This window comes from Phenylobacterium sp. (assembly GCF_036495085.1).
GTDB lineage: Bacteria > Pseudomonadota > Alphaproteobacteria > Caulobacterales > Caulobacteraceae > Phenylobacterium.
Map to the genome: position 1 here is coordinate 1 of NZ_DASXNL010000185.1, position 21,620 is coordinate 21,620.

Here is a 21,620-nt window from a genome sequence, read left to right on the forward strand (position 1 = left end):
GCGCCCCATAGTCCCGGCGCGGCCCTGAAAAAGGCCCCCAGACCCTTCGGGCTCTGGGGACCCCTGATCCGATGTCCGATTGGTGGTTAGAGCGCCACCCAGTCGCTGGCCGAGTAGGAGTGCTGTGAAATCCAGGTGTTCACCGCAGCCAGATCCGCGGCATCGCTGTGTTGGGAGAGCCAGGTATTCATCGCCGAGGTGTCGCCGATCGCGCCGGTCGCCACCGTCGAGTTGGCGCCGAGCACGAAATTGGTGTTGGGCGCGGAGTTCGCCTGCACCAGGTTCACGACGGCATCGCTAAGCGTGTTGCCCGCCACCGTGACGTTGTCGGACCCGTCGCGGACGATGATGCGGGTGCCCATGTCGGTGTAGCCCTGGACGAAGTTGTCCTGAATTAGAACGTTGGCAGAGGCGCCGCCACCGATCGCGATGCCGTTGAACATTGTCCCGGCCATCGCATTGCCGGTGATGATCACGTGCTCGGTGTTTTCCAGGAAGATGCCCTGGATCACGCCACCAGCACCGCGGACGATCACGTTGTCGGTGATCGTCACGTCGTGACCCGGCGTGCCGTCCACGTTGCCCCAGAGCTGGATCGCGTCCGGGTGATCCCCGGTTTGCGGGAAGAAGTCCTGGAAGTGGTTTCCGGAGATCACGACGTTGCTCGATCCCCCCCCGAATATGCCGTCGACCTCAAGATTGTGGATGTTGTTGTTCGTGTAGGTGACGTTCGTGTCGTTCAGCTGACCGATGCCGGAGCCGAGGGCGCTCACGTCCGATCCGGTGACCGTGACGTGGTCACTGTCGCGAACGAAGACGCCGGTGCCCTGATCGATTCCCGATGTTCCGTGCACTGTCAGGTTCGACAGCATGATGTTCGACGACGTGTAGATCGCGGCGCCCGTTGAATATCCGTCTGGCACCGTGAGGTTGAGGTGATCGAAGGTCAGCCCCGAGCTTGTGTTCACCGTGAGGCCGTTGACCACCGCCTCGTTGCTGTTGTCGGCTGACTCGACGGTGACATTGCCGGCGATGTGTAGCCCGTAGATCGAGACAGCACTGTAGTTGCCGGCCGCGAGCTTGATAGTGTCGCCGTCATGAGCCGTCTGCAGCGCGGTGACCAGGCCGTCGGAGGTTGTCACGGTTGTGACGTGACCGGCGCCGGACGGGGTCGGAGCCGGAGTCGGCGTGGGAACCGGCGTCGGCGTGGGAGTGGGGACCGGCGAGGGCGTGGGAACCGGGGTGGGCGTGGGGGAAGTGACAGGCGCGGCCGGCGGTGGGGGCGCTGGAGCCACCGTCACCGCCGTGTCCGTGGTCGCCGTCGAACCCGAGCCGTAGGTGTTGCCCGTGAACGTGACGTGGTTGGCGGTGTTGTCCTGCGACAGCTGGATCACGTCGGAGTGGTTCGCGACTGTGACGTTGGCGTCTACGAAGCGATTGCCGGAGATGGTTTCGTAGGTGTCGCCGGAGCCGCGGATGGCTCCGTTCTGAATGTCGTGGAAGCCGTCGTTCGAGATCGTCAGGTTCTGAGTGTTGTTCTCGGTGATGCCGGTGGCGAGCTGGCCGATGTCGGAATTGGTGACACTCACACCCGAGCTGTCGTGGATGTTCATGCCCGCGCCGTCGCCGAGCCTGGAGCCGTGGAAGCCCACCGAATCGAAGGCGATATTCTGGGAGCTCGCCACCGTCATCGCAGTGCCGCCGCCGGTTGCGAAGGCGATGTGATTGAACGAGATCCCGGAGTCGTTGTTCAGGGTCACTCCGGTCAGGACCACCGGCTTTGTGATGTCCGCCGATTGGATCGTCACGCCCGCGCCGTCGAAGTGGAAGCCGGCCAGGGAGAGCGTCTTGTAGTTGCCTGCGGCCAGCAGAATGGTGTCGCCGCTATGGGCCGAAGCCAGCGCCTTCAGGAGGTTGTTGAGGTTCGACACGGTGACGGTGTGGCCGGCCGGCGCTGTGATGGTCGCGGGGGGCGGGCTCGGGGGCGGAGGCGTCGTGACGACCGGGGGGGCCGGGGCCGCGACGACCGGAGTCGGCGCGCTAACGCCATAGGTATTGGTGCTGGTGATCGTAACGTGGTTTGCGACGTTGTCCTGCCACAGCTGGATGACGTCGGAGTGGTCGGTGACCGAGGCCTGGGCGTCGACGAACTGATTGCCGGAGATCGTCTCGTTGGTGTCCCCGTTTCCGCGGATCGCGCCGTTCTGGATGTCGTGAAACACGTTGTTCGAGATCGTCAGGTTCTGGGTGTTGATCTCGTTGATGCCGGTGGCGAGCTTGCCGATGTCGGAATTGGTGACGCTTACGCTGCCGCTGTCGCGGATCGTCATGGCGTTGCCGTCACCGAGCGCGACGCCGTGGATCTGGGTCGCGTCGAAGGCGATGTTCTGCGAGCCGTTCACGCTCACGGCGGTCGCGCCGTTCGAGGTGAAGGCGATGTGATTGAAGGCCAGGCCCGAACTTGAGGTCACGCTTAGGCCATTGATCACCGCCGGGGCGGCGCTGTTGGCCGATTGCACCGTCACCGTGCCGGCGAAATTCAGGTTCGTCAGCGACAGGGCGCTGTAGACGCCGCTCGCCAGAAGAATGGTGTCGCCGGCATGGGCCGCCGTAAGGGCCGCCAAAAGCGCATCGGAACTGCTGACCGTAGTGATCACAACGACTCTCCAAGAGTTCTGTGGCGACTATGCTGGAAGGCAAGGTCGCCATTGCCCGATGCGGACAATGGAACAACATGGATTTCGCTGTTGTTAAGGTATTAAGTTAATATAAATAAACATTATGATTTTGTATACTTTACTTATTCACTTGGCATTCTCCATGATGACGCGAAGTTCTGGACAGAATGACGCACCCCCGCACTCGCTACTCAGAGCATGGCGCGGATATTCATGGTTACTAGTTCGTTTGGATTTGAATCGTGCGGGCGGTCGAGCCTTGGCGGCCGCCCCCGCAGCACCGAGCGCCTAGCTATCGATGGACTCGCAAAGTAACGACGCGTCGCAATGACGCACCGGCCTGGGCCGCGTGCCGGTCTCGGTCGTGGCGGCGGCTTTTGCGAAGGGCATTGGCATGGGCGACGAACCCGTCACTGAAGCCCAGCGAAGACCTGCCCCCCGGTCAGGCGTCGGATCGGGCGTCCGAGGCGACCGCCGGACGGGCTCGCGCCACCGGGAACGTCAGGGGGTCCAGCAACTGGCCGGCGAAGGTCGGCGGCGAAGGCTCATCGACCCCGTATTGAGGCGGCCATTGGTCGGGCAGGTGGTGCGTGCCGAACAGGCGATCGACCATCGGGAACAGAGCGGCGTAGTTGTGGTCCCGGTGCTCGTCGTTGGTGTGGTGCCAGTGGTGGAACGCCGGTGTCGACACCAGCCACTCCAGCGGCCCCAGTCGCCAACGCACGTTGGCGTGGATGAAGAACGCCCAGACCAGCCCGACGAAGGCCACGATGGTCGGCACCACCTGGCCGTCCCCGCGCGTCGAGGCCAGGCTAAGGGCATAGAGCGGGGCGAGCGCGCAAAGGCGGGTGAATACGATGTCCAAGGGGTGAGCCCGGGTGTTCACCAGCCAATCCAACGATTCCGGGGAGTGGTGCACACGGTGGAACCCCCACAGAAGTCGGTTCTCATGGCTCCACCGATGGCCCCAATAGCCGCCGATCTCACTGATCAGCATGCCGATAAGTATCTTCGCCCAAATCGGCAGGGCCGCGATGACGTCCAGATAGCCCTGCGGCGTGACCTGGCTGACCGCGGCCGCCAGCATCGAGATCGGCACGGCCAGGATCACGGTCGGAAAAAGGCCGTTCAGGAAGTAATACGCAAGGTCGCTGAACAAGGACCGCGCGCGGACGCGCTGGGCGTGCAGCGCGAAGAAACGTTCCAGCGGCAGGAACACCACCGTGAGGATCACGAGCCACACGGTCAGGCTGGCGACCTTCATCAGGTAGGCGATCAAGTGCTGCTCGATATGAGAAAGCATGGTTCCGCTATCGCTTGGGGGCAGCAAAAAGGGAAGCAGCTTGCGCTGCTTCCCTCTTCAGCCCGGAAAAATGACCGGGCAAGCGCTGGTCTTGCGATCAGGCCGCGACGAGCGCGTGACGACGACGACGGACCACCGCGCCGATGCCGCCGAAGCCGATCAGCATCATCGCCCAACTCGCCGGTTCCGGCACGGTCAGGGTAACGGAGTCCAGGGCAGCGATCGGCGGCTCGCCTTCTGGCGTCCCGATGGAGAGGAACGTCAGGGTCTGCGTTGCCGAAGTCGGCGTGAAGAACATGGTCACCGTGTTCCAGCCGGAGAAACCGCCGCTGGAGACGTTGAGGATCTCCGTATTGAAGGTCTGACCGCCGAACGACACTGCCAGTTGTTCGGAGGTAGCGCCGTCCCGGTTCTCCAGCTGAGCCGCGGCCCAGTCGAAAGTAAGGGTATAGGTCTTGCCGACGATCAGGTTCTCGAGCGTCTGCGAGATGGCGCCTTGAGCACCCGGGTGTAGCGGGTCGCCCTGGTCGCCATCGAGGGCGACGAAGTTGCCGCCGCTGTTCGGGCTCAGCGTATTGAACGTTGGGTAGAAGTAGGCTCTCGGATCACCCGGCGAAGCGCCGAATTGGTTGATCGCGCTGTCGGTCGTCTGCGTGCCGCCGACAAAGTAGAACTGCAGGTCGTACGCCGGCTCGCCGTCGCCGCCGATCCACCCGGTGACAGTTTGACCACCGAAACCGGCGCCGAACTCGGTGTTCACGCCGGGACCGCTGCTGAAGTCGCCGTTCGTGATGAGGTTCGTCGACGCGTGAGCTCCGGTCGCCACGGCCAGCGCGATCGACGCCGCCAAAGCAACCGAAGAAAGTGATCGAATACGCATATAAATGCCCCAATTTCAGCCGGTTCTATCCGTTAACGAAAGCTACACCATAGCGGAAGCTTAGCCGCAAACGTTTTCCCCCATAAGATGAGTTCCGATCCGACAGCCACTCCGACGGGAAGGGTCTGGCGGCCGGGGTTTGCGACCGTCCACTGATGAGCTCAGCGGGACCTCCGGCCCCTGCAGACCGAAGGCCCGCGAGACGGGGGGCCCCGCACACGCGGCGGATGGCGCCTGGCAGTTCCAATTTGGATCAGAAAAAAGGAAGCGGCCTACGCTAGGCGCTGGCCCTGGGGCGTCGGCTCAAAGCTCGGCCCTCACACGCCGCTCACATTCGGACCAACTGGGCGGGGGGCCGCGGGTCGCTTCTCGCCGGCAAGCTCTCACCTGGGAGATGAACGTGCGCATATTAGCCTCGCTGCGGCGCTGCTCGGCGGCGACCGTGCGCTCGCCGACCCACACCAGAAGCAGGAACGATAAGGCGACAAGGACGCCCAACGCCCAGCCGATCGCGCTGCAGACCGACAGCAGCCTCGAAGCGCCTTGGCCGACGCTCATCGCGCCCGGCTCCTGTCCCCGGTCTCGGCGCGCAAAATCGGAGCGGTCCGTATGCTGTATAATTCAGTAAGCTCGCGGATCACGAAAGATGAGCGGTACGGTGCGCGCCAGGATGGCCAGGTCGAGGGCCGGCGACCATTCCTCGATGTAGCTGTTGTCGGCCGCCACCCGGTCGCTCATGCCGCGGGCGTCTCGTACTTCGCCCCGGAAGCCGTTCACCTGAGCATACCCGGTCAACCCGGGGCGAGCGCGGAAACGCGCCGCATAGGTTGGGATCAGGGCGCCGTAGTACTCGTCGTGCGCCAGCGCATGAGGTCGGGGACCGACGATCGACATGTCGCCCTTCAGGACGTTCCACAGTTGCGGCAACTCATCGATGCTCAGCTTGCGCAGCAAAGCTCCCACCTCGGTGACCCGCTCGTCGTTCTTGGTGGCATGGCGCACCTTCTCGCAGTCCTCCGTCACAGTCATCGTGCGGAACTTGTAGATTGTGAACACCCGGCCGCGGTAACCGGTCCGTCGCTGGCGAAAGATCGCCTGCCCCGGCGACTCGAGCCGGATCGCCGCCATAACCACCAACAGCAGCGGCAAAAACAGCAGGAGCCCAAACCCCGCCGCCACTATGTCGAAGAGGCGCTTCAGAGGATGTATCGCCACGGCCGCTCGCGCGCCCCGCGATTGAAGGCGGAAATCCGCCGTGGCGCTGTAGAGCTCGGCCGACTGCTCGTCGGGCATGTTCGCAGCGTCGAACACCTAGAAAACACCCTACAATCGTCTGTGGGACAGTTCAAAACGTCCACACCAGCCAACGTATCCGTCGACGGCCGGGCCTAGAAACCCTCCGGACGGTCTTCCGTCAATAAAGAATTCATCATATCTGCGGATTTGCGTCCCAGTGGTGCACAATATGCGTCTGACGGCGCACATTATTCGCTTGCGAGGCGATTTGCTCAGTAAGTGCGCAGATCGCAAAAGATGAGCGGCGCCGTGAGCCCGTCCTTCACATTCAATCGCCAGCACGCTCACGCCCTCAGATTCCTCCCCGCCCCCTGGCCGGCGCCGCGCTCGAGCTAGAGTGTTAACCCGGCGTTTGCCTCTTCTCCGCACGATCCCTTAAGCCAACCCGTCGTTCTATGGGACACGCGGCCCGATGGGCGGGTCCGGAGCAAGTGCGATGCCAGCAGACGTGTCATTTCGTGACGTCAGCACGAGCACCCTGCCGGTTGACCAAAGCCCGTCGCGCCGCCTGCCCCTGGGCATTGGCCTGATGATCGCAGCCTGCGCTTCGGTCGGCCTCTGGATCGCGGTCGCAGCCGGCATCCGGGCGCTGTTCAGCTAAGCCGCGCGCCGCTAGCCAGCGCGGCGCCGCCCGCCAGCCCCAAGCCTATTCGGCACCGTCCAGCGCGAGCGGCTCGTCGGCCAGCCTGCGCAGATACTGCCCGTACTCGCTCTTCGCCAAGGTGTCGGCCAGTCCCCGAAGCTGCGGGGCGTCGATCCAGCCACGGCGAAAGGCGATTTCTTCCAGGCACCCGATCCGCAATCCCTGCCGTTGTTCAACGGCGCGGATAAACTCGCCGGCCTGGATCAGGCTGTCGTGGGTCCCGGTGTCGAGCCAGGCGAACCCGCGCCCGAGGAGCTCGACATTCAACTCGCCCGCCTCCAGGTAGACCTGGTTCAAGGCGGTGATCTCCAACTCGCCGCGATGCGAGGGCTTCAGGGTCCTGGCGAACTCGCTGGCGCGCCCATCGTAGAAATAAAGGCCCGTCACCGCATAGTTGGACTTCGGCGCGGCGGGCTTTTCCTCGATCCCCAGAGCCTTGCCATCCGGCCCCAGTTCGACGACCCCATACCGCTCTGGATCCTGAACCAGGTAGCCGAAGACGGTGGCCCCGTCACGGCGGGCGTCGGCCGCCTGCAGCGACTGGCTGAAGTTCTGCCCGAAGAAGATGTTGTCGCCCAGCACCATCACGCTGGGCTTTCCATCGATGAACTCCTCGCCCAGGATGTAGGCCTGAGCGAGGCCATCGGGCTTCGGCTGCACGACATATTCAAACCGCACGCCGAGCCGCGAGCCATCACCCAGCAGGCGCTTGAAGCCGGCCTGATCCTCGGGCGTCGTGATGATCAGGATCTCGCGCACGCCGGCCAGCAGCAGCACCGACAGGGGATAGTAGATCATCGGCTTGTCGTAGACCGGCAGCAGCTGCTTGGAGACCGCAAGCGTGAGCGGATGCAGTCGGGTGCCCGATCCGCCCGCCAGGATGACGCCTCGCCTCATGTCGCCGACCTCTCTTGGGCTTTCAGTTCAGCCACGATCTCTGCCACGGCCTCGCGCCACGGCCTGGGAGTAACGCCGAAGGTCCGTTCGAGCTTGCCGGTGTCGAGCGTGCCGCGGGCGGGCCGGGTGGCCGGCGCCGGACGATCGGCCGTCGCGATCGCTTGGACCGGCGGCGCCTCGGCGCCCTGCGCCAGGTCGAAGACACCCTCTGCGAAACCCTTCCAGCTCACCTCGCCGGCGTTGGCGAAGTGATGCAGGCCGAAAACCGCATCGCCCGCAGGCGCCTTGGCGAGCCGCTCGGCCTGCGAAAGGATGAAGCGAGCGAGATCGCGAGCCGCGGTGGGCCGCCCGAACTGATCGTCGACCACCTTGATCGGCGCACCCTCCCGCGCCAACCGCAACATGGTCTTTACGAAGTTCTTGCCGTGGCTGGAGACCACCCAGGAGGCGCGCAGCACCAGCGCGCGGGGGCAGGCTGCGAGAACGCCCTGTTCGCCCGCGAGCTTGGAGGCCCCGTAGACGTTCAGCGGATGGGCGGCGTCGGTTTCGAGGTAAGGGCCGCCCTTGTCCCCGTCGAAGACATAGTCGGTCGAAATGTGGACTAGCGCCGCGCCGCGGGCGCCCAGGGCGGCGGCGATTGCCGCCGGCGCCTCGGCATTGACCCGAAAGGCCAGCTCCGGCTCGCTTTCCGCCAGATCGACGGCGGTGTGGGCGGCAGCGATGATCACCAGGTCCGCCTGCGCGCCCTTAAGGACCCGCACGATCTGCTGCAAATCGGCGAAATCAGCCTCGGCGCGCGACAGCGCAGTGATCTCGACGTCGAAGTCCTGGGCCTGGGCCAATAGTTCCTGCGCCAGTTGTCCGGTGGCCCCGAACTGCAGGATGCGCACTGTCATGCCTTGACCAGACCCAGGCGCTCGGACTGGAAGCCGCGCTGGCGGATACCCTCAACCCAGTCGCGGTTGTCCACGTACCAACGCACGGTGTCTTCAAGACCGGCCAGCAGCGGCATCCGCGGCTCCCAGCCGAGCTCCGCCTTCAACTTGGAGGCATCGATCGAGTAGCGGAAGTCGTGGCCCGGCCGGTCGGTGACAAAGCTGATCTTCTCGGCGTGGGGTGTGTTGGCCGGCGCCATGGCGTCCAGATGCGCGCACAGCATCTGGATCACTTCGATATTGCGCTTCGTCGCGTCGCCGCCGATGCAATAGGTCTCGCCCAGCCGCCCCTTGCCCAACACCAGCAGCAGCGCCTCGGCGTGGTCATCGACGTGCAGCCAGTCGCGCACCTGACGCCCGTCGCCATAGACCGGGATGGTTTTCCCTTCCAGCGCCCGGGTGATCACGGTGGGGATCAGCTTCTCGGGAAATTGGAATGGGCCATAGTTGTTGGAGCAGTTGGTCAGCACCACCGGCATTCCGTAGGTGCGGCCCCAGGCCCGGACCAGATGGTCAGCGCCCGCCTTGCTCGACGAATAGGGCGAATTGGGATCGTAGGGCGTGGCCTCGGTGAAATCGCCGTCCTCGCCCAGGGCGCCGAACACCTCGTCGGTGGAGACGTGGTGAAAGCGGAAGGAACCCTTCCTGGCCGCCGGCAGCGCGGCCCAATGGGCGCGGGCCGCCTCGAGCAGCACGGCAGTGCCCATGACGTTGGTGCGCACGAAGTCGAGCGGCCCCTCGATCGCCCGATCGTTGTGGGATTCCGCCGCCAGGTGCATCACTGCATCGGGCCTGTGCCGCGCGAAGATCGAACGCACCGCCGTCTCGTCGCAGATGTCGGCCTGCTCGAAGGCGTAGCCCGGATCGCCCGCGACGCCGGCGACGTTCTCGAGGTTGGCCGAATAGGTCAGCGCGTCGACATTCACGACCTGATGGCCATCGGCCACGGCTCGCCGCACGACGGCTGATCCGATGAACCCCGCGCCGCCCGTAATCAGGATCTTCATGAGGTCTTTCGTTAGCGACGGCGCGTTGGCCAGCCAGAGGACTCTTAATGCAGCCCTCTTGCAAAGAAACGGTTGCGGCTCAAGCTGCGCCAGCCTTTTCTTTCCCAACGACCCTCACATTCCATGGTCGTGTGCGGCGTGGGGATCGCCAGGGCGAAACCTCCTCGACCAGCTCGCGTCCAGCCAGGGTCGCGTCTCCCGGGGAGGATGTGCCACACTGGCCGCGCAACACGAGCGAGGCGATGCGGGGATAGATGGCTTCAGATCGCCTTGTCGGCCAAATTCTAAATGATTACAATACTCTGGAGCCTGGCCAGTCAGATTCCTGGAACCCCGTCGGTTCGAAATATGAACTCGGATACCGCCTGAATCTCTTCTACGCGCTGGCACGGTCGCTGCAGTTCATCGAGCCGCCCCTGCGCGATCTTCGGGTCCTTGACCTCGGCTGCGGTAACGGCCGCAGCGCGCGCATGTACCTCGACATGGGCCTGCGTCCGGAACAGATCAGCGGCCTGGACTTAAGGCCGGGCGCCGTCGAGCTCGCGCGCAAGCTGAACCCGGCGATCCAATGGGCCCTCTATGATGGAGGCGCGCTGCCCTTGGGTCACAACTGGGTCTCAACGACCACGGTGTTCTCCTCGGTCGAGGCGCACGAAAGCCGCCAGGAGATCGCCGGACGGATCCGCGATGGCCTCCCCTCGGGCGGCTACGCATTCTACTACGACTTCCGCCGCACCAACGCCTTTGCCGGCCGCGAGCTGATAAATCCCCAGCTTCTGTTCAGCGGGTTCGAGTTGGTGTGGGGGCAACGCCTGGGCCGCTTCGCCAGCGTGCCGATGAGGGATCGGGTGCGCGGCCTCATGGCGAGCGGCCTGGGCGGTGACAGCAAGACGGCCTCGGTGCGCGAGATGGTCGGCGACATGCTGGCGCCCTCGCACGAGGCCCTCCTATTGCGGAAGGCCTGATCGCCGCGGCGCAGAGCCTGCGCCGGCTGAGGTCCGCAAGGACACCTTCCGGCAGGGCTCGGCCCGTCGGAACCCACCTACGAGGATTGCCCGGACGCGGAGAGCCCGCTCAGGGCGCACGCGACGTGGAGCGGCCACCGCAATAGGGCATTCGACCGGGCGAAGCTGAAGCCGATTGCGGAAAGGATTCTGCGGCAGCACGACGATATCCCGTGGGTCTTCGGGGCGAGCGAGACCGCGAGAACAAGACGGAATGAGGATGGAACCGGTCTTGTCCTTGGTCCACGGAAGGGCCCTGGGCGCGGTCGATGCGAGGACCGACAGGACCACAGGGGTGGCCCTCGTGTCCTGGTCCTCGCCAGGTTCGCCGCCGGCACATGTACAAAACAGGAGAGGATGATTATCACTGCGGAACTTCGTGAAGCAGTCCTGCGGGTTCTGGCGGAGTTGAGACATCCGCATGAGGGCCAAGACGAACCCGAGCGGGTCGAGGAAATCGCGGTCCAGGAATGCCGGAAGTGCGACCAGCTCCTCTTGATCAGGTAGGTCAGCAAGGGGTTGTCGATGAGTGGACTGGGCCCGTGCCGCAACCCGGAGCGTTGCGGCGAGAAGTTTGGTGGCAAGCTGTACCTGACCATCAGGCCGGGCAATCACCCCCCAAGGGGCCCGAGATAGGCGGCGACGCTGTGACGGGCGACATCTGGTTGCGCGTGGGTTGGGCAAGGTGACGCGCGGGCGTCAGGCCGAGCGCGACCAGGAAAGGAGCTGTTCGCCTTCGCGAGGGATTGGCATCAGGCTTCACTATAAACGGGTCATGTGCGTGCGCGTGGGGGGGCAAAGCGGTGGCTGATGTGGGGCGGGACAGGCTGCATTTTCTCGATGCGCTGCGAGGTCTCGCGGCGCTTTACGTGGTGATCTTCCACGTGATGTACGTCGGCGTTGCGCAGGCGAACCTGCCCTTCCCGGCCTACTGGCAGGCCGTGGAGTTCGGCGGGACGGGCGTGTTTCTGTTCTTCGTGATCAGCGGTTTCAGCCTCTGCCTTACGTGGGGGCGGCACGCCAAGGCGCCGTGGCCAGAAGCGAATTACGCCATCAGCCGCTTCTTCCGCATCGCTCCACTTTTCTACGTGGTCTTGGGAGGGCTGCTGGCGCAGGGCCTTTGGCTGTTTCGTTACGTGCCAGGGCTGGGGCTGCTGATCCCGAACCTTGCCTTCCTCTTCAACCTTCTGCCGGGAAAGCAGGAGGGGATCGTTCCGGCGAGCTGGGCGATCGGCGTCGAGATGCTGTTCTACACCGCGTTCCCGGCGCTGCGGCGGTTACCGTTGGGCATCGCGCTGGGCGGGTCCCTCGCGTTGTTCGGTGCTTTGCTGACGCTTGCGGGACCCGTTGAGTATCCAAACTATGCCTATTGGACGGTGATCGGCTGGTTGCCGCTATTCGCGATCGGCATGTGCGCGTACGGGGCCTTCGCTCGCTGGCACGCTCGGGTCACGCTAGGCGTTCCGCTGGCGCTCACAGGCCTCCTGCTACTGATCGCCTGCGCCGTTGTCCCGCATGCGCAGACGACTGCCCTTCTGCGGGTGCCTATCGGCCTCGGCTATGCGGTGGTGCTCGTCGGCCTGGGCTTGCGAACGAACCGCGTGGTTGTAAACGCCGCGACGCAGTTTCTCGGCAAGATCAGCTTCTCGGTCTATCTGCTACACCCCCTGGTGTTGCGAGCAATCATAGGAATTTTCCCGGCAATCTACCATTCAGCAGGCGTCCAGCTAGGCTTCCTCGTCTGCTCCGCGCTCGAACTGGCGATCGTTCTGCCAGTGGCATTCATCGCCTATCATCTCGTGGAAGCACCCGGAGAGCGGCTGGGCAAGCATGTCGCCGCTGCGCTCGCCCGAGGCCTCCAGAGCCGGCTCGAGACCAGCCCTGGGAGCGGGGCGCCCACTCGCCATGGCGTCGCTGGCGGGCACCGGCCAGCCGTGGCTCCCGCTGCCGCAAAATCCCGTTCGCGAGCTGCTCGTCGAAAGGATCGATGAGGCGGCGCGGCCGCACCTGGGTCCCCGACCTGGGGTGCTCCGCTACCGCCGCCCCTGATCGACTACTTGAAGGCGCGGGGCCACGAACTCGAAACGGCGGCTCAGGTCATGGCCTGCTGCGAGCGGGACTGAACATCTAGCCGTTGAACGATCGAATTACCTCGATCACCCGGTCCTGCTCGCTTTCCGTGAGGTCGGTGTAGAAGGGCGGCCTCACAAGGCTCGCCGCCGCCTGCTCGGTGACCGGCGCATCACCCGGCTGACCGCCGAGGCTTCGCCCCATCGGCGTCAGATGCAGCGCGATATAGTGAAAAGCCGCCCCCACATCATGCGAGCGCATATGCGACAGGAACCGGTCGCGCAGGTCCTCTGATGGCATGATCAGGTAGTAGAGATGCCAGGCCGGGTCGCAACCCTCGGGAATGGTCGGCTGGCGCACGCCCTGGTCGACGGCCCAGTCGGCCAGGCCCGTCTGGTATCGCTGGAAGATGATCTTCCGCTTCTCCTGAATCTCCTCGGCCCGCGCCAGTTGGGCGAAAAGCTGCGCGGCCAGGACATCGGCCATGAGATAGCTCGATCCTTCGCGCACCCATTCGTATTTGTGCAGAAGCCCGCGCAGGAACTGGCTGCGGTTCGTACCCTTCTCGCGGATGATCTCCGCGAGTTCGGCCAGTTCCGGGTTGTTGGTGACAAACAACCCGCCCTCATCGCAGGAAAAATTCTTCGTATATTGAAAGCTGAAGGCGCCCATCGCGCCAATGGTCCCCAGAGGCCGCCCCTGGTAGGTCCCGAAGAGCGAATGCGCGGCGTCTTCGATGACCGGGATCCCCGCCGCCTCGGCGATGCTCATGATCGGGTCCATGTCGCAGGCGATGCCCGCATAGTGCATGACCACGATCGCGCGCGTGCGCGGACTGACCAGACGGCGCACTTCGGCCGGATCGATGTTCAGCGTGTCAGGCCTGATATCGGCGAAGATCAGGCGAGCGCCCCGTAGAAGGAAAGCATTGGCCGTCGACGTGAACGTAAACGCCGGAACGATGACCTCGTCGCCCGGCTGGATTTCGAGGGCGAGAGCGGCGAGTTCCAGAGCGTGGGTGCAGGAAGGCGTCATCGTCGCATAGGAGACGCCCAGCCGCTCACGGAAGAAGCGGTCACACTCGCGGTTGAAATGCCCGGACGCGGTTTGGCCCAAGAGGACCTGCGAGACGAGTTCCAGCTCCTCTGGAACACGCGTCGGCCGACCGAAGGGCACCATCAGGCGCGCGTCCCCGACAGTGCCGCGTCATAGGAATTGACCAAGCTCTCGGTCGCCCTCTGCCAGGTATACTGCTGCGCGTTGACCACGGCGGCTTTCTGCATGCTGAGCAGCATGGCTGGATCGTCGGCCATTGTCCGCATCTGGCGCGCGAGCGTTTCGACGTCGCCGGGACGGTGCAGGAAACCCTCCTTGCCGTCGGTGAGACGCGCGCCGGCCGCATCGGAGACGAGAAGCGCGCAGCCTGAAGCCTGGGCCTCATAGGTCACAAGCGCGCTGCCATCCTCGATGGAGGGGAGCACCAGAACGTCTGCGGATTGGTAGACGGGGCGAAGGTCTGCGACAAAATCGTTCAGCTTGACGTTCCTGTGCTGGAGCAACTGCGTCAGACGTTCGCGATAACCTGCAATGAAGCGGCCCGTGATCTCGAATTTCGAGCGATCCGCAATTCCGGAGCGATGCCAGGCTTCGAGAGCCAGGTGCAGGCCTTTGCGGGGTTCGCAGCGCGCGACGAAGGAAAAGGTCAACTCCTTGTTCGCGTGGGCTCCAGCGTGGCTCGTGTAGTGGAGAGGATCGAAGCCATAGCTTTTCAGGGCGAGCTTGCTTCGCGGAACGCCACGGCGGACGAATGTCTCGATGGCCAGCTCTGACGGCGCGAGAATGAGGTCCGCAACGTCATATTCACGCACCTCCCTGTTCAGCACCATCTGATCGAATGTGTGGGAGTTACGCCGTTCCTGCTTGATGCCAAGCGACTGATATTCGTTTGCGACGACGTCAAAGGCGTGCCCCGTGTGGGTGTTCGGGGCCTCTCTCACGCCGAGCCATCCTCGCTCCCGGGCCACTCTTAGGGTGAACTCCGCCGCAAGCGGCCAAGTGTGGACGACGTCGAAGGATTCCTTCCACCGCTTGAGCAACGCTGCGGTAAGAAAATCATGCAGGCCGCACGCCCGCTGACGGCCCATCAGACGCTGAGGAATGGGAAGGAGTCTCTGGGTCTGAAAGAGTTTGACGCCCGGAATCGGCTTCGGGCTTGACCAGCAAAACACCTGAACCGAGCAGTTGCGATCGGCGAGCGCTCTTATCTGGCTAAGCGCAGCAGCACCGATGCCCGGTGAGCCGAGTCCAAAAGGAAAGCTGTATGCAATCTTCAACCGCCTCCCCGCCATTGCGCCGACCTCTCTAACGCCCGCCATGGCGGATCAGAGTCCTCTTCATCGTCGGCCCCGGGCAACTATGGGCGGCCGCGCCCCAAACGCCAACCGCGCGCCTACCCTGAAACAGGTTGTCCGACGACGTTCCCGGCTCGGGCGGATCTGCGCGATATCTTACGATCGGGTAGCGCGAACGTCCTAAGGTTTCGATACTTTCCACCCTAGATGAGGTCCGGCCCGGCAGTATGCGACTCTCTCCGTGAAGGTTGCCCGAGGCAGAGGCAGTTTCAATGCTTGAAGCGCCTTGGCTAAACCGCCTACGGCCACGGTTGGTTCAATTCCCCCGGGATTATTTTGCTCAAAGCGCGGCGGCCAGGCGCTTGTCGCGGGCGATCGAGCTTGCCGTCACCAGGTGCGAAATGATCGCGATCACGATCACCGGACCCAGGGCGGCATAGCCGACCAGCAGCGAGTGATCGCCGAACCTGGGCTTGGCCAGGTCGCTCACATGGCCCAGGAAAATCGGCCCGCCACCCAGCCCGACGAGATTGAGGACGAAAAGCAGGATGGCGCCGGCCATGGTCCGTTGCCCGGGCGCCACCGCGTTCTGCACCACGGCCAGGGCCGGCGCGAGATACATGTTGTTGAGCAGGGCCGGGATCGCGATGAACATCAGCGCGATCTGCCATGTGGGCGCCCAGATCAGCCCCGCGAGCGCCGGGATGGTCAGGGCGAAGGCGATGGCCGGGATCCAGGAATACCAGCGGCGGTCCGACTGGCTCAGCCTGTCGGCCAGCCAGCCTGAGGTGAAGGTTCCGACAACACCGGTAAGGCCGATCACCAGGCTGTAGTAGATCGAGACTTCCTTCAGCGTCATGCCCTTAACGCGCATGAGCAACGCCGTATTGAAGTTCAGCATGGCGTAGCCGACGAAAGCCGACAGGCCGCAGGCGATCGCGGTGCAGAGCAGCGTGCGGTTCTTAAAGAATTCGCCGATTGCCCGTAGGGCCGGAGGCGCCGGGGCATGCGCATCCGCGCCCAGCGCGACTTCGTCCAGAGCGCCTCGCTTGGGCTCGCGCACGATCAGCAACATGAGGAGCGCCAGGAGAACGCCCGGAAGGCCCACGGCAAAGAAGGCCACACGCCAGCCATAGGCCGCCGCAACGCCTCCGCCCAGCGCCACGCCCAGCATGGAACCCAGCGGCACGCCCAGGGAATAGAGCGCCAGGCCCGTGCCGCGTTCCTTGGCCGGGAAGTAGTCGGAGATGAGCGAATAGGACGGCGGCGAGCCGCCGGCCTCGCCCACGCCCACCATCATCCGCGAAACGGCCAGCTGGGTGAAGTTCGTCGCCAGCCCGCAGCTGGCGGTGAACACGCTCCAGATCCCGCAAGCGGCGGCCATGATCCAAACCCGCTTGAAGCGGTCACAGAGCCAGGCCACCGGAATGCCGAAGGTCGTATAGAAGAGCGCAAAAGTCAGGCCGCCGAGCGCCCCAAGCGCCGTATCGCTGAGGCCCAGATCCTTGCGGATCGGCTCGGCCAGCGTCGACATGATCTGCCGATCCATGAAATTGAACGTGTAGACCACGGCCAGCAGGCCCACGACGAAATACCGGTAGCTCGCGCCTGCCCTTGGCGCGCTCGTGGTGGTCGCAGCGGTCATTCAGTTTCCCCAACCCCGAACGTCCCCGCCGGTGTTCCGGCTCGAACGGTCGGTATGCTTTCCTCTAGGGGATGTTGCACAGCCCCCCGGCGGACGCCAAGCGCAGAGCTGTGACAGCCGCGAAACAACCGAGGCCGGACCGGGCGCCCGATCGATGGCGCGCGAGGCGATCGGCTCAACCGTGTCGTCAACGTCGCCGGCCGCCGGGTTCAGGAACAGGGACCTGGGCGCGAAGACGATGCGGAGCGCCCCTTAAGGATTACTCGGCAAACGCCAGCTCGAGTATCTGCTCGTGGCGGCTCGGCCACGAATTCTCCGTAAGGAAGGATTGTCGGTCGCTCTCCGTCATAGGCCCCACCTCAAGCGCTTTTGCGACCCCGTCAGCAAAGGAATCGCCGTCAGCGACCAGAACGACATTCTTGTGAATGCCCCGGACGGGAGCGATGTCGGTCGAGGCCACCGGTCGGCCGGCAGCGACGTATTCGTAGATCTTCAGGGGACTCATCGACTCCGTGAGCGGAGTGCGGTGATGCGGCATAATGCAGACGTCGACGCTGCGCGTCAGTCCGGCGATCAGATCCCTCTGCTCAAGGGGGGGCTGAACGTGAACCCCCGGTATGAGCTTCAGCTGCCTGACGACCTCGGCGTCGGCGACCGGGCCGATTACGATCACTGAGCCGCTGGAAAATCGCGTTGCGACCTCGCGCACCGCCGCCACGTCAAGTCGGCCATGAATGGCCCCTGAGTAGAGTATTCGCGGCCGCGGCAGCGACATAAGCCAATCCGGAACGTTCCAGGGCTCCTGCCACTCCGACGGGGTAATTCCGTTGGGAACGACCAACCCGGGTCCGCGGGGGTCCAATCGTTGCAGCAGATGGCGCGAAACAGCGCAAACCCGATGTCCCCGCCGCCTTATGGCTTCATAGGCTCGATCATAGTCCGGCCACCACTTGCTGTGCTCGTCAAACGCAGCCCAGTCGTCGAAGGCGTAGTAGGTCACCGGCCCGGCCCACTTCAGCGGCGCATAGGCGGCGTAAAAGGGATTGGTCGTGATTACGGCCGGATCTCTCAAACCGAGCTCTCGCGATCGAGCGCTGACATGCTTGTCGTAAGTGGTGTAGGCGGCCCGAAGAATTGGCTCACCGGTCCCATCCCTGCGGCGAAGCCTGAGCGGCGACACGACGGCGGTCGGATGAGGCCTTGAGGGAACTGGAATGGGACGACGCCCCAGCACCCGCCTAAGGAATTGGGTTGGGCCCATCCGGTAGGCGTCGGCCATGAGCAGCCCGCCGACCCGCTCGTGCGACAGAAGCGTCTGCACGAGCCTGTCGGGCGTCATGAACTGACGCTGCACCGAATCCGCCCAGGTTTCGTGCCAGAAGGTAAATACCAGATCGCGAGTTTTCGCTTCGCGTAGAGTCCTATTCTTATTCGTCGCGGACGCTGCGCCGTTGAAGACGGGGTTCGAAGTCATTGGGACGCTTCAAATCCCCTTGAATCCGAGAGTGCGGGCGGACATTGCGCCACCATGAATCACGCCCAGAGGCGCAGCGGTCCCGAATGTGCGATTTGGCCCGCGGGTGGCCGTGCTTCTCATCGTCCGCAAGAGCCCCGATTCTTCAGGCGAAGAGATCATACTGTAAGGCAACCTGTCTATATCGTTGGGTGATTGGTCAAACCGGTGACGTTGCAGACACTCTGCGCGTGAGGTGCATGCGACACAATGTAAGCCTGCATCGCCCTTTCCTCGCCGATGGCCAATGGAATCGCGCCGTCGTCATGTCGGGCGCTGAGTACACCGATTAGATTTAAGAACGCTTGCCGCGACCATCGGCGCCGGCCCGCCTGCCCGGGGCGCACAACTCCCCTGCGAGCGACCTAAGAATTCCTGGGGTCATCTCGCCTTGCCCGCTTGGAACGCCGCCTCTAACTGAGGTTCGAGGCCGCCACGGCCGTCGCGACCGCCGCCATGGGCGCCTTTCGTCATCTTTGCTGTAAGGTCCGCTGATGGACGCCCGCGTCGCGCCACACCCCCTATCCGCCAAGAGCGCGCCGATGCTCACCCATCTCCAGCGCCTGGAGGCCGAGAGCATCCAGATCTTCCGCGAGGTGGTCGCCGAGTGCGAACGCCCCGTGATGCTCTATTCAATCGGCAAGGACTCTGCCGTCATGCTGCGCCTGGCGATGAAGGCCTTCTATCCATCCAAGCCTCCGTTCCCACTTCTGCACGTCGACACCACCTGGAAGTTCCGGGCGATGTACGAGATGCGCGAGCGGATGGCGCGCGAGAGCGGGATGGACCTGATCGTCCATCAGAATCCGGAAGCCCTGGCGCGCGGCATCAACCCGTTCGATCACGGGTCCCTGCACACCGACCTCTGGAAGACCGAAGGGCTGAAACAGGCGATCGACAAGTACGGGTTCGACGCGGCCTTCGGTGGCGGGCGGCGCGACGAGGAGAAGTCCCGCGCCAAGGAGCGCATCCTGTCGTTCCGCTCCGCCCAGCATCGCTGGGACCCCAAGATGCAGCGCCCGGAGCTCTGGCGACTCTACAATACGCGTAAGGGCCCCGGAGAGAACTTCCGCGCCTTCCCGATCTCGAATTGGACCGAACTCGACATCTGGCAGTACATCTACCTGGAGGACATTCCGATCGTGCCGCTCTACTTCGCAGGCGAGCGGCCCGTGGTGGAGCGTGACGGCAACCTGATCATGGTCGACGACGACCGGATGCGGCTGAGGCCGGGCGAGGTCCCGCAGATGCGATCGATCCGCTTCCGCACCCAGGGCGACTATCCGTTGACCGGCGCCGTCGAGAGCACGGCCACGACCCTGCCGGAGATCATCCAGGAGATGCTGCTCGCCACCACCTCCGAGCGCCAGGGCCGGGTCATCGACCACGACCAAGCCGCCTCTATGGAGAAGAAGAAGCAGGAAGGCTATTTCTGATGGCTCACGTCTCCGAGCTCATCGCCGAAGACATCGAGGCCTATCTCGACGCCCATCAGCACAAGAGCCTCTTGAGGTTCCTGACCTGCGGCTCGGTGGACGACGGCAAGTCCACCCTGATCGGCCGCCTGCTCTACGATTCCAAGATGATCTTCGAGGACCAGCTGGCGGCGCTGGAAGCGGATTCGAAGAAGGTCGGCACACAGGGCGGCGAGATCGATTTCGCGCTTCTCGTCGACGGACTGGCCGCCGAGCGTGAACAGGGCATCACCATCGACGTCGCCTACCGCTTCTTCTCCACGGACAAGCGGAAGTTTATCGTCGCCGACACGCCAGGCCACGAGCAGTACACCCGCAACATGGTCACCGGCGCCTCCACCGCAGACGCCGCCGTGATCCTGATCGATGCGCGCAAGGGCGTGCTGACCCAGACGCGGCGGCACAGCTACCTCGTCAGCCTGCTGGGGATCCGCCACGTCGTCCTGGCGATCAACAAGATGGACCTTGTCGACTGGAGCCGTGAGCGCTTCGACGAGATCGTCGGCGCCTACGCCGCCTTCGCCGAGAAGATCGGAATAAAGGCCTTCACCGCCATCCCGATGTCGGCGCTCAAGGGCGACAACATCACCGAACCCAGCGCCAGTTCGCCGTGGTATTCCGGGCCGCCGCTGCTGCGTTGGCTGGAGGAAGCGCCGGTCGAGGACGACCTGCGCGAAAAGCCGTTTCGCATGCCGGTCCAATGGGTCAACCGGCCGAACCTCGACTTCCGCGGCTTCTCCGGACTGGTCGCTTCGGGCGCAATCCGGCCCGGCGACAAGGTCAAGGCCCTTCCCTCGGGCCGCGAGAGCACCGTAGAACGCATTGTCACCTTTACCGGCGACTTGCCCGAGGCCATCGCGGGGCAGTCGGTGACGCTGACTCTGGCCGACGAGATCGACGTCAGTCGCGGCGACGTCCTGGCCGCCGCCGCCGGCCCGCCCGCTGTCGCCGACCAGTTCGAGGCGACGCTGGTCTGGTTCGACGAGGACGCCATGCTGCCCGGGCGGCCCTACCTGATGAAGCTCGGAACCCGCACGGTCGCAGCCCAGGTCGCCGAGCCCAAGTACAAGGTCAACGTCAACACCTTGGAGCACCTTGCCGCGCGGCGCCTCGAGCTGAACGAGATCGGCGTCTGCAACCTGCTGGTCGACGCCCCCATCGCCTTTGACCCCTACGCTGAGAACCACGACCTGGGTGGCTTCATCCTAATCGACCGAATCTCGAACCGGACGGTCGCGGCCGGCATGCTGCACTTCGCACTGCGTCGCAGCCAGAACATCCACTGGCAGGCGCTTGACCTGGACAAGGCCGCCCGGGCCGCCAGCAAGGGCCAGAAGGCGCGCGTCGTGTGGCTGACAGGGCTCTCGGGCGCGGGCAAGTCGACGATCGCAAACCTGGTGGAAAAGCGCCTCGCCGTTGAAGGCCGCCACACCTATCTCCTGGATGGCGACAATGTCCGCCACGGGCTCAACAAAGACCTCGGCTTCACCGAGGCCGACCGTGTCGAAAACATCCGCCGCGTGGCCGAAGTCGCCAAGCTGATGGTCGATGCGGGCCTGATCGTGCTGGTTTCCTTCATCTCGCCGTTCCGGGCCGAGCGGCAAATGGCGCGGGAGTTGATGGGTGAGCGGGAGTTCGTCGAGGTGTTCGTTGACACCCCCATCGCCGAAGCCGAGCGACGCGACGTCAAAGGCCTCTACAAGAAGGCTCGCGCGGGCGAGCTGAAGAACTTCACGGGCGTCGATAGCCCCTACGAGCCGCCCCTGAACCCCGAGATCCGCATCGACACGACGAGGCTGAGCGCAGAGCAGGCCGCCGAGGAGATATTCGACTGGCTGGAAGGCGGCGCCTTCGACCCGGGAATCTAGCAGCGCCGAGAGTGTCGCTGAAACCCCGCGCCGCGGCGCGCTTCGCCGGTTGAAC

At 64.3% G+C, this 21,620-nt stretch carries 17 protein-coding genes; 5 read left to right on the forward strand and 12 right to left on the reverse strand.

Annotated elements, in window-relative coordinates:
- Positions 1-86: 86 nt before the first annotated feature.
- The 5 genes from VGI62_RS20785 to VGI62_RS20805 form a co-directional block, all read right to left on the reverse strand.
- Positions 87-2,657 (reverse strand): right-handed parallel beta-helix repeat-containing protein, encoded by a 2,571-nt coding sequence (locus tag VGI62_RS20785; RefSeq protein ID WP_331506486.1) that lies wholly within the window; start codon positions 2,655-2,657, stop codon positions 87-89.
- A 463-nt stretch (positions 2,658-3,120) separates the two neighbouring features.
- Positions 3,121-3,981, reverse strand: coding sequence for a sterol desaturase family protein (locus VGI62_RS20790; RefSeq protein ID WP_331506487.1), 861 nt, complete (start codon positions 3,979-3,981; stop codon positions 3,121-3,123).
- A 97-nt stretch (positions 3,982-4,078) separates the two neighbouring features.
- Positions 4,079-4,861 (reverse strand): PEPxxWA-CTERM sorting domain-containing protein, encoded by a 783-nt coding sequence (locus VGI62_RS20795; RefSeq protein ID WP_331506488.1) that lies wholly within the window; start codon positions 4,859-4,861, stop codon positions 4,079-4,081.
- 303 nt (positions 4,862-5,164) lie between these two features.
- Positions 5,165-5,419, reverse strand: coding sequence for a hypothetical protein (locus VGI62_RS20800; protein WP_331506489.1), 255 nt, complete (start codon positions 5,417-5,419; stop codon positions 5,165-5,167).
- A gap of 63 nt (positions 5,420-5,482) precedes the next feature.
- Positions 5,483-6,172 (reverse strand): exopolysaccharide biosynthesis polyprenyl glycosylphosphotransferase, encoded by a 690-nt coding sequence (locus tag VGI62_RS20805; RefSeq protein ID WP_331506490.1) that lies wholly within the window; start codon positions 6,170-6,172, stop codon positions 5,483-5,485.
- Positions 6,173-6,593: 421 nt separating this feature from the next.
- On the opposite strand from VGI62_RS20805, the gene VGI62_RS20810 reads away from it, so the two are divergent.
- Positions 6,594-6,758: a hypothetical protein gene (locus tag VGI62_RS20810; RefSeq protein ID WP_331506491.1), complete on the forward strand. Its 165-nt coding sequence runs from the start codon at positions 6,594-6,596 to the stop codon at positions 6,756-6,758.
- A 45-nt stretch (positions 6,759-6,803) separates the two neighbouring features.
- Here VGI62_RS20810 and rfbA read toward each other — a convergent pair whose 3' ends face one another.
- The 3 genes from rfbA to rfbB are packed head-to-tail and all read right to left on the reverse strand — an operon-like array spanning position 6,804 to position 9,639.
- Complete coding sequence (rfbA, locus tag VGI62_RS20815; RefSeq protein ID WP_331506492.1) at positions 6,804-7,697, reverse strand: glucose-1-phosphate thymidylyltransferase RfbA; 894 nt, start codon at positions 7,695-7,697, stop codon at positions 6,804-6,806.
- Positions 7,694-8,593, reverse strand: a complete 900-nt coding sequence (rfbD, locus tag VGI62_RS20820) for a dTDP-4-dehydrorhamnose reductase (RefSeq protein ID WP_331506493.1) — start codon at positions 8,591-8,593, stop codon at positions 7,694-7,696. The genes rfbA and rfbD overlap by 4 nt, the downstream gene beginning before the upstream one ends.
- The gene (gene rfbB, locus VGI62_RS20825) at positions 8,590-9,639 is read right to left on the reverse strand and encodes a dTDP-glucose 4,6-dehydratase (RefSeq protein ID WP_331506494.1); all 1,050 of its coding nucleotides are present in this window, start codon (positions 9,637-9,639) and stop codon (positions 8,590-8,592) included. The genes rfbD and rfbB overlap by 4 nt, the downstream gene beginning before the upstream one ends.
- Before the next feature lie 254 nt (positions 9,640-9,893).
- Here rfbB and VGI62_RS20830 point away from each other — a divergent pair, with 254 nt between their 5' ends.
- Both VGI62_RS20830 and VGI62_RS20835 read left to right on the forward strand, forming a co-directional pair.
- A complete protein-coding gene (locus VGI62_RS20830) occupies positions 9,894-10,604 on the forward strand; it encodes a class I SAM-dependent methyltransferase (protein WP_331506495.1) in 711 nt (236 codons plus the stop codon).
- A gap of 842 nt (positions 10,605-11,446) precedes the next feature.
- A complete protein-coding gene (locus VGI62_RS20835; protein WP_331506496.1) occupies positions 11,447-12,634 on the forward strand; it encodes an acyltransferase in 1,188 nt (395 codons plus the stop codon).
- Between the two features lie 136 nt (positions 12,635-12,770).
- Here the strand turns inward: VGI62_RS20835 and rffA are convergent, their stop codons facing one another.
- The 4 genes from rffA to VGI62_RS20855 all read right to left on the reverse strand — a co-directional run bounded on the left by rffA (position 12,771) and on the right by VGI62_RS20855 (position 18,063).
- Positions 12,771-13,892: a dTDP-4-amino-4,6-dideoxygalactose transaminase gene (gene rffA / locus VGI62_RS20840; protein WP_331506497.1), complete on the reverse strand. Its 1,122-nt coding sequence runs from the start codon at positions 13,890-13,892 to the stop codon at positions 12,771-12,773.
- On the reverse strand, positions 13,892-15,046 hold the full coding sequence (locus VGI62_RS20845; protein WP_331506498.1) for a glycosyltransferase family 4 protein: 1,155 nt from the start codon (positions 15,044-15,046) through the stop codon (positions 13,892-13,894). Before VGI62_RS20845 ends, rffA begins: the two co-directional genes overlap by 1 nt.
- Before the next feature lie 358 nt (positions 15,047-15,404).
- On the reverse strand, positions 15,405-16,709 hold the full coding sequence (locus tag VGI62_RS20850) for an MFS transporter (RefSeq protein WP_331506499.1): 1,305 nt from the start codon (positions 16,707-16,709) through the stop codon (positions 15,405-15,407).
- Between the two features lie 259 nt (positions 16,710-16,968).
- Entirely contained in the window at positions 16,969-18,063 is a 1,095-nt protein-coding gene (locus VGI62_RS20855) for a glycosyltransferase (protein ID WP_331506500.1), read from the reverse strand.
- A gap of 653 nt (positions 18,064-18,716) precedes the next feature.
- On the opposite strand from VGI62_RS20855, the gene cysD reads away from it, so the two are divergent.
- Complete coding sequence (cysD, locus tag VGI62_RS20860) at positions 18,717-19,658, forward strand: sulfate adenylyltransferase subunit CysD (RefSeq protein ID WP_331506501.1); 942 nt, start codon at positions 18,717-18,719, stop codon at positions 19,656-19,658.
- Positions 19,658-21,565, forward strand: a complete 1,908-nt coding sequence (gene cysN / locus VGI62_RS20865) for a sulfate adenylyltransferase subunit CysN (protein WP_331506502.1) — start codon at positions 19,658-19,660, stop codon at positions 21,563-21,565. The genes cysD and cysN overlap by 1 nt, the downstream gene beginning before the upstream one ends.
- Positions 21,566-21,620: the final 55 nt, after the last annotated feature.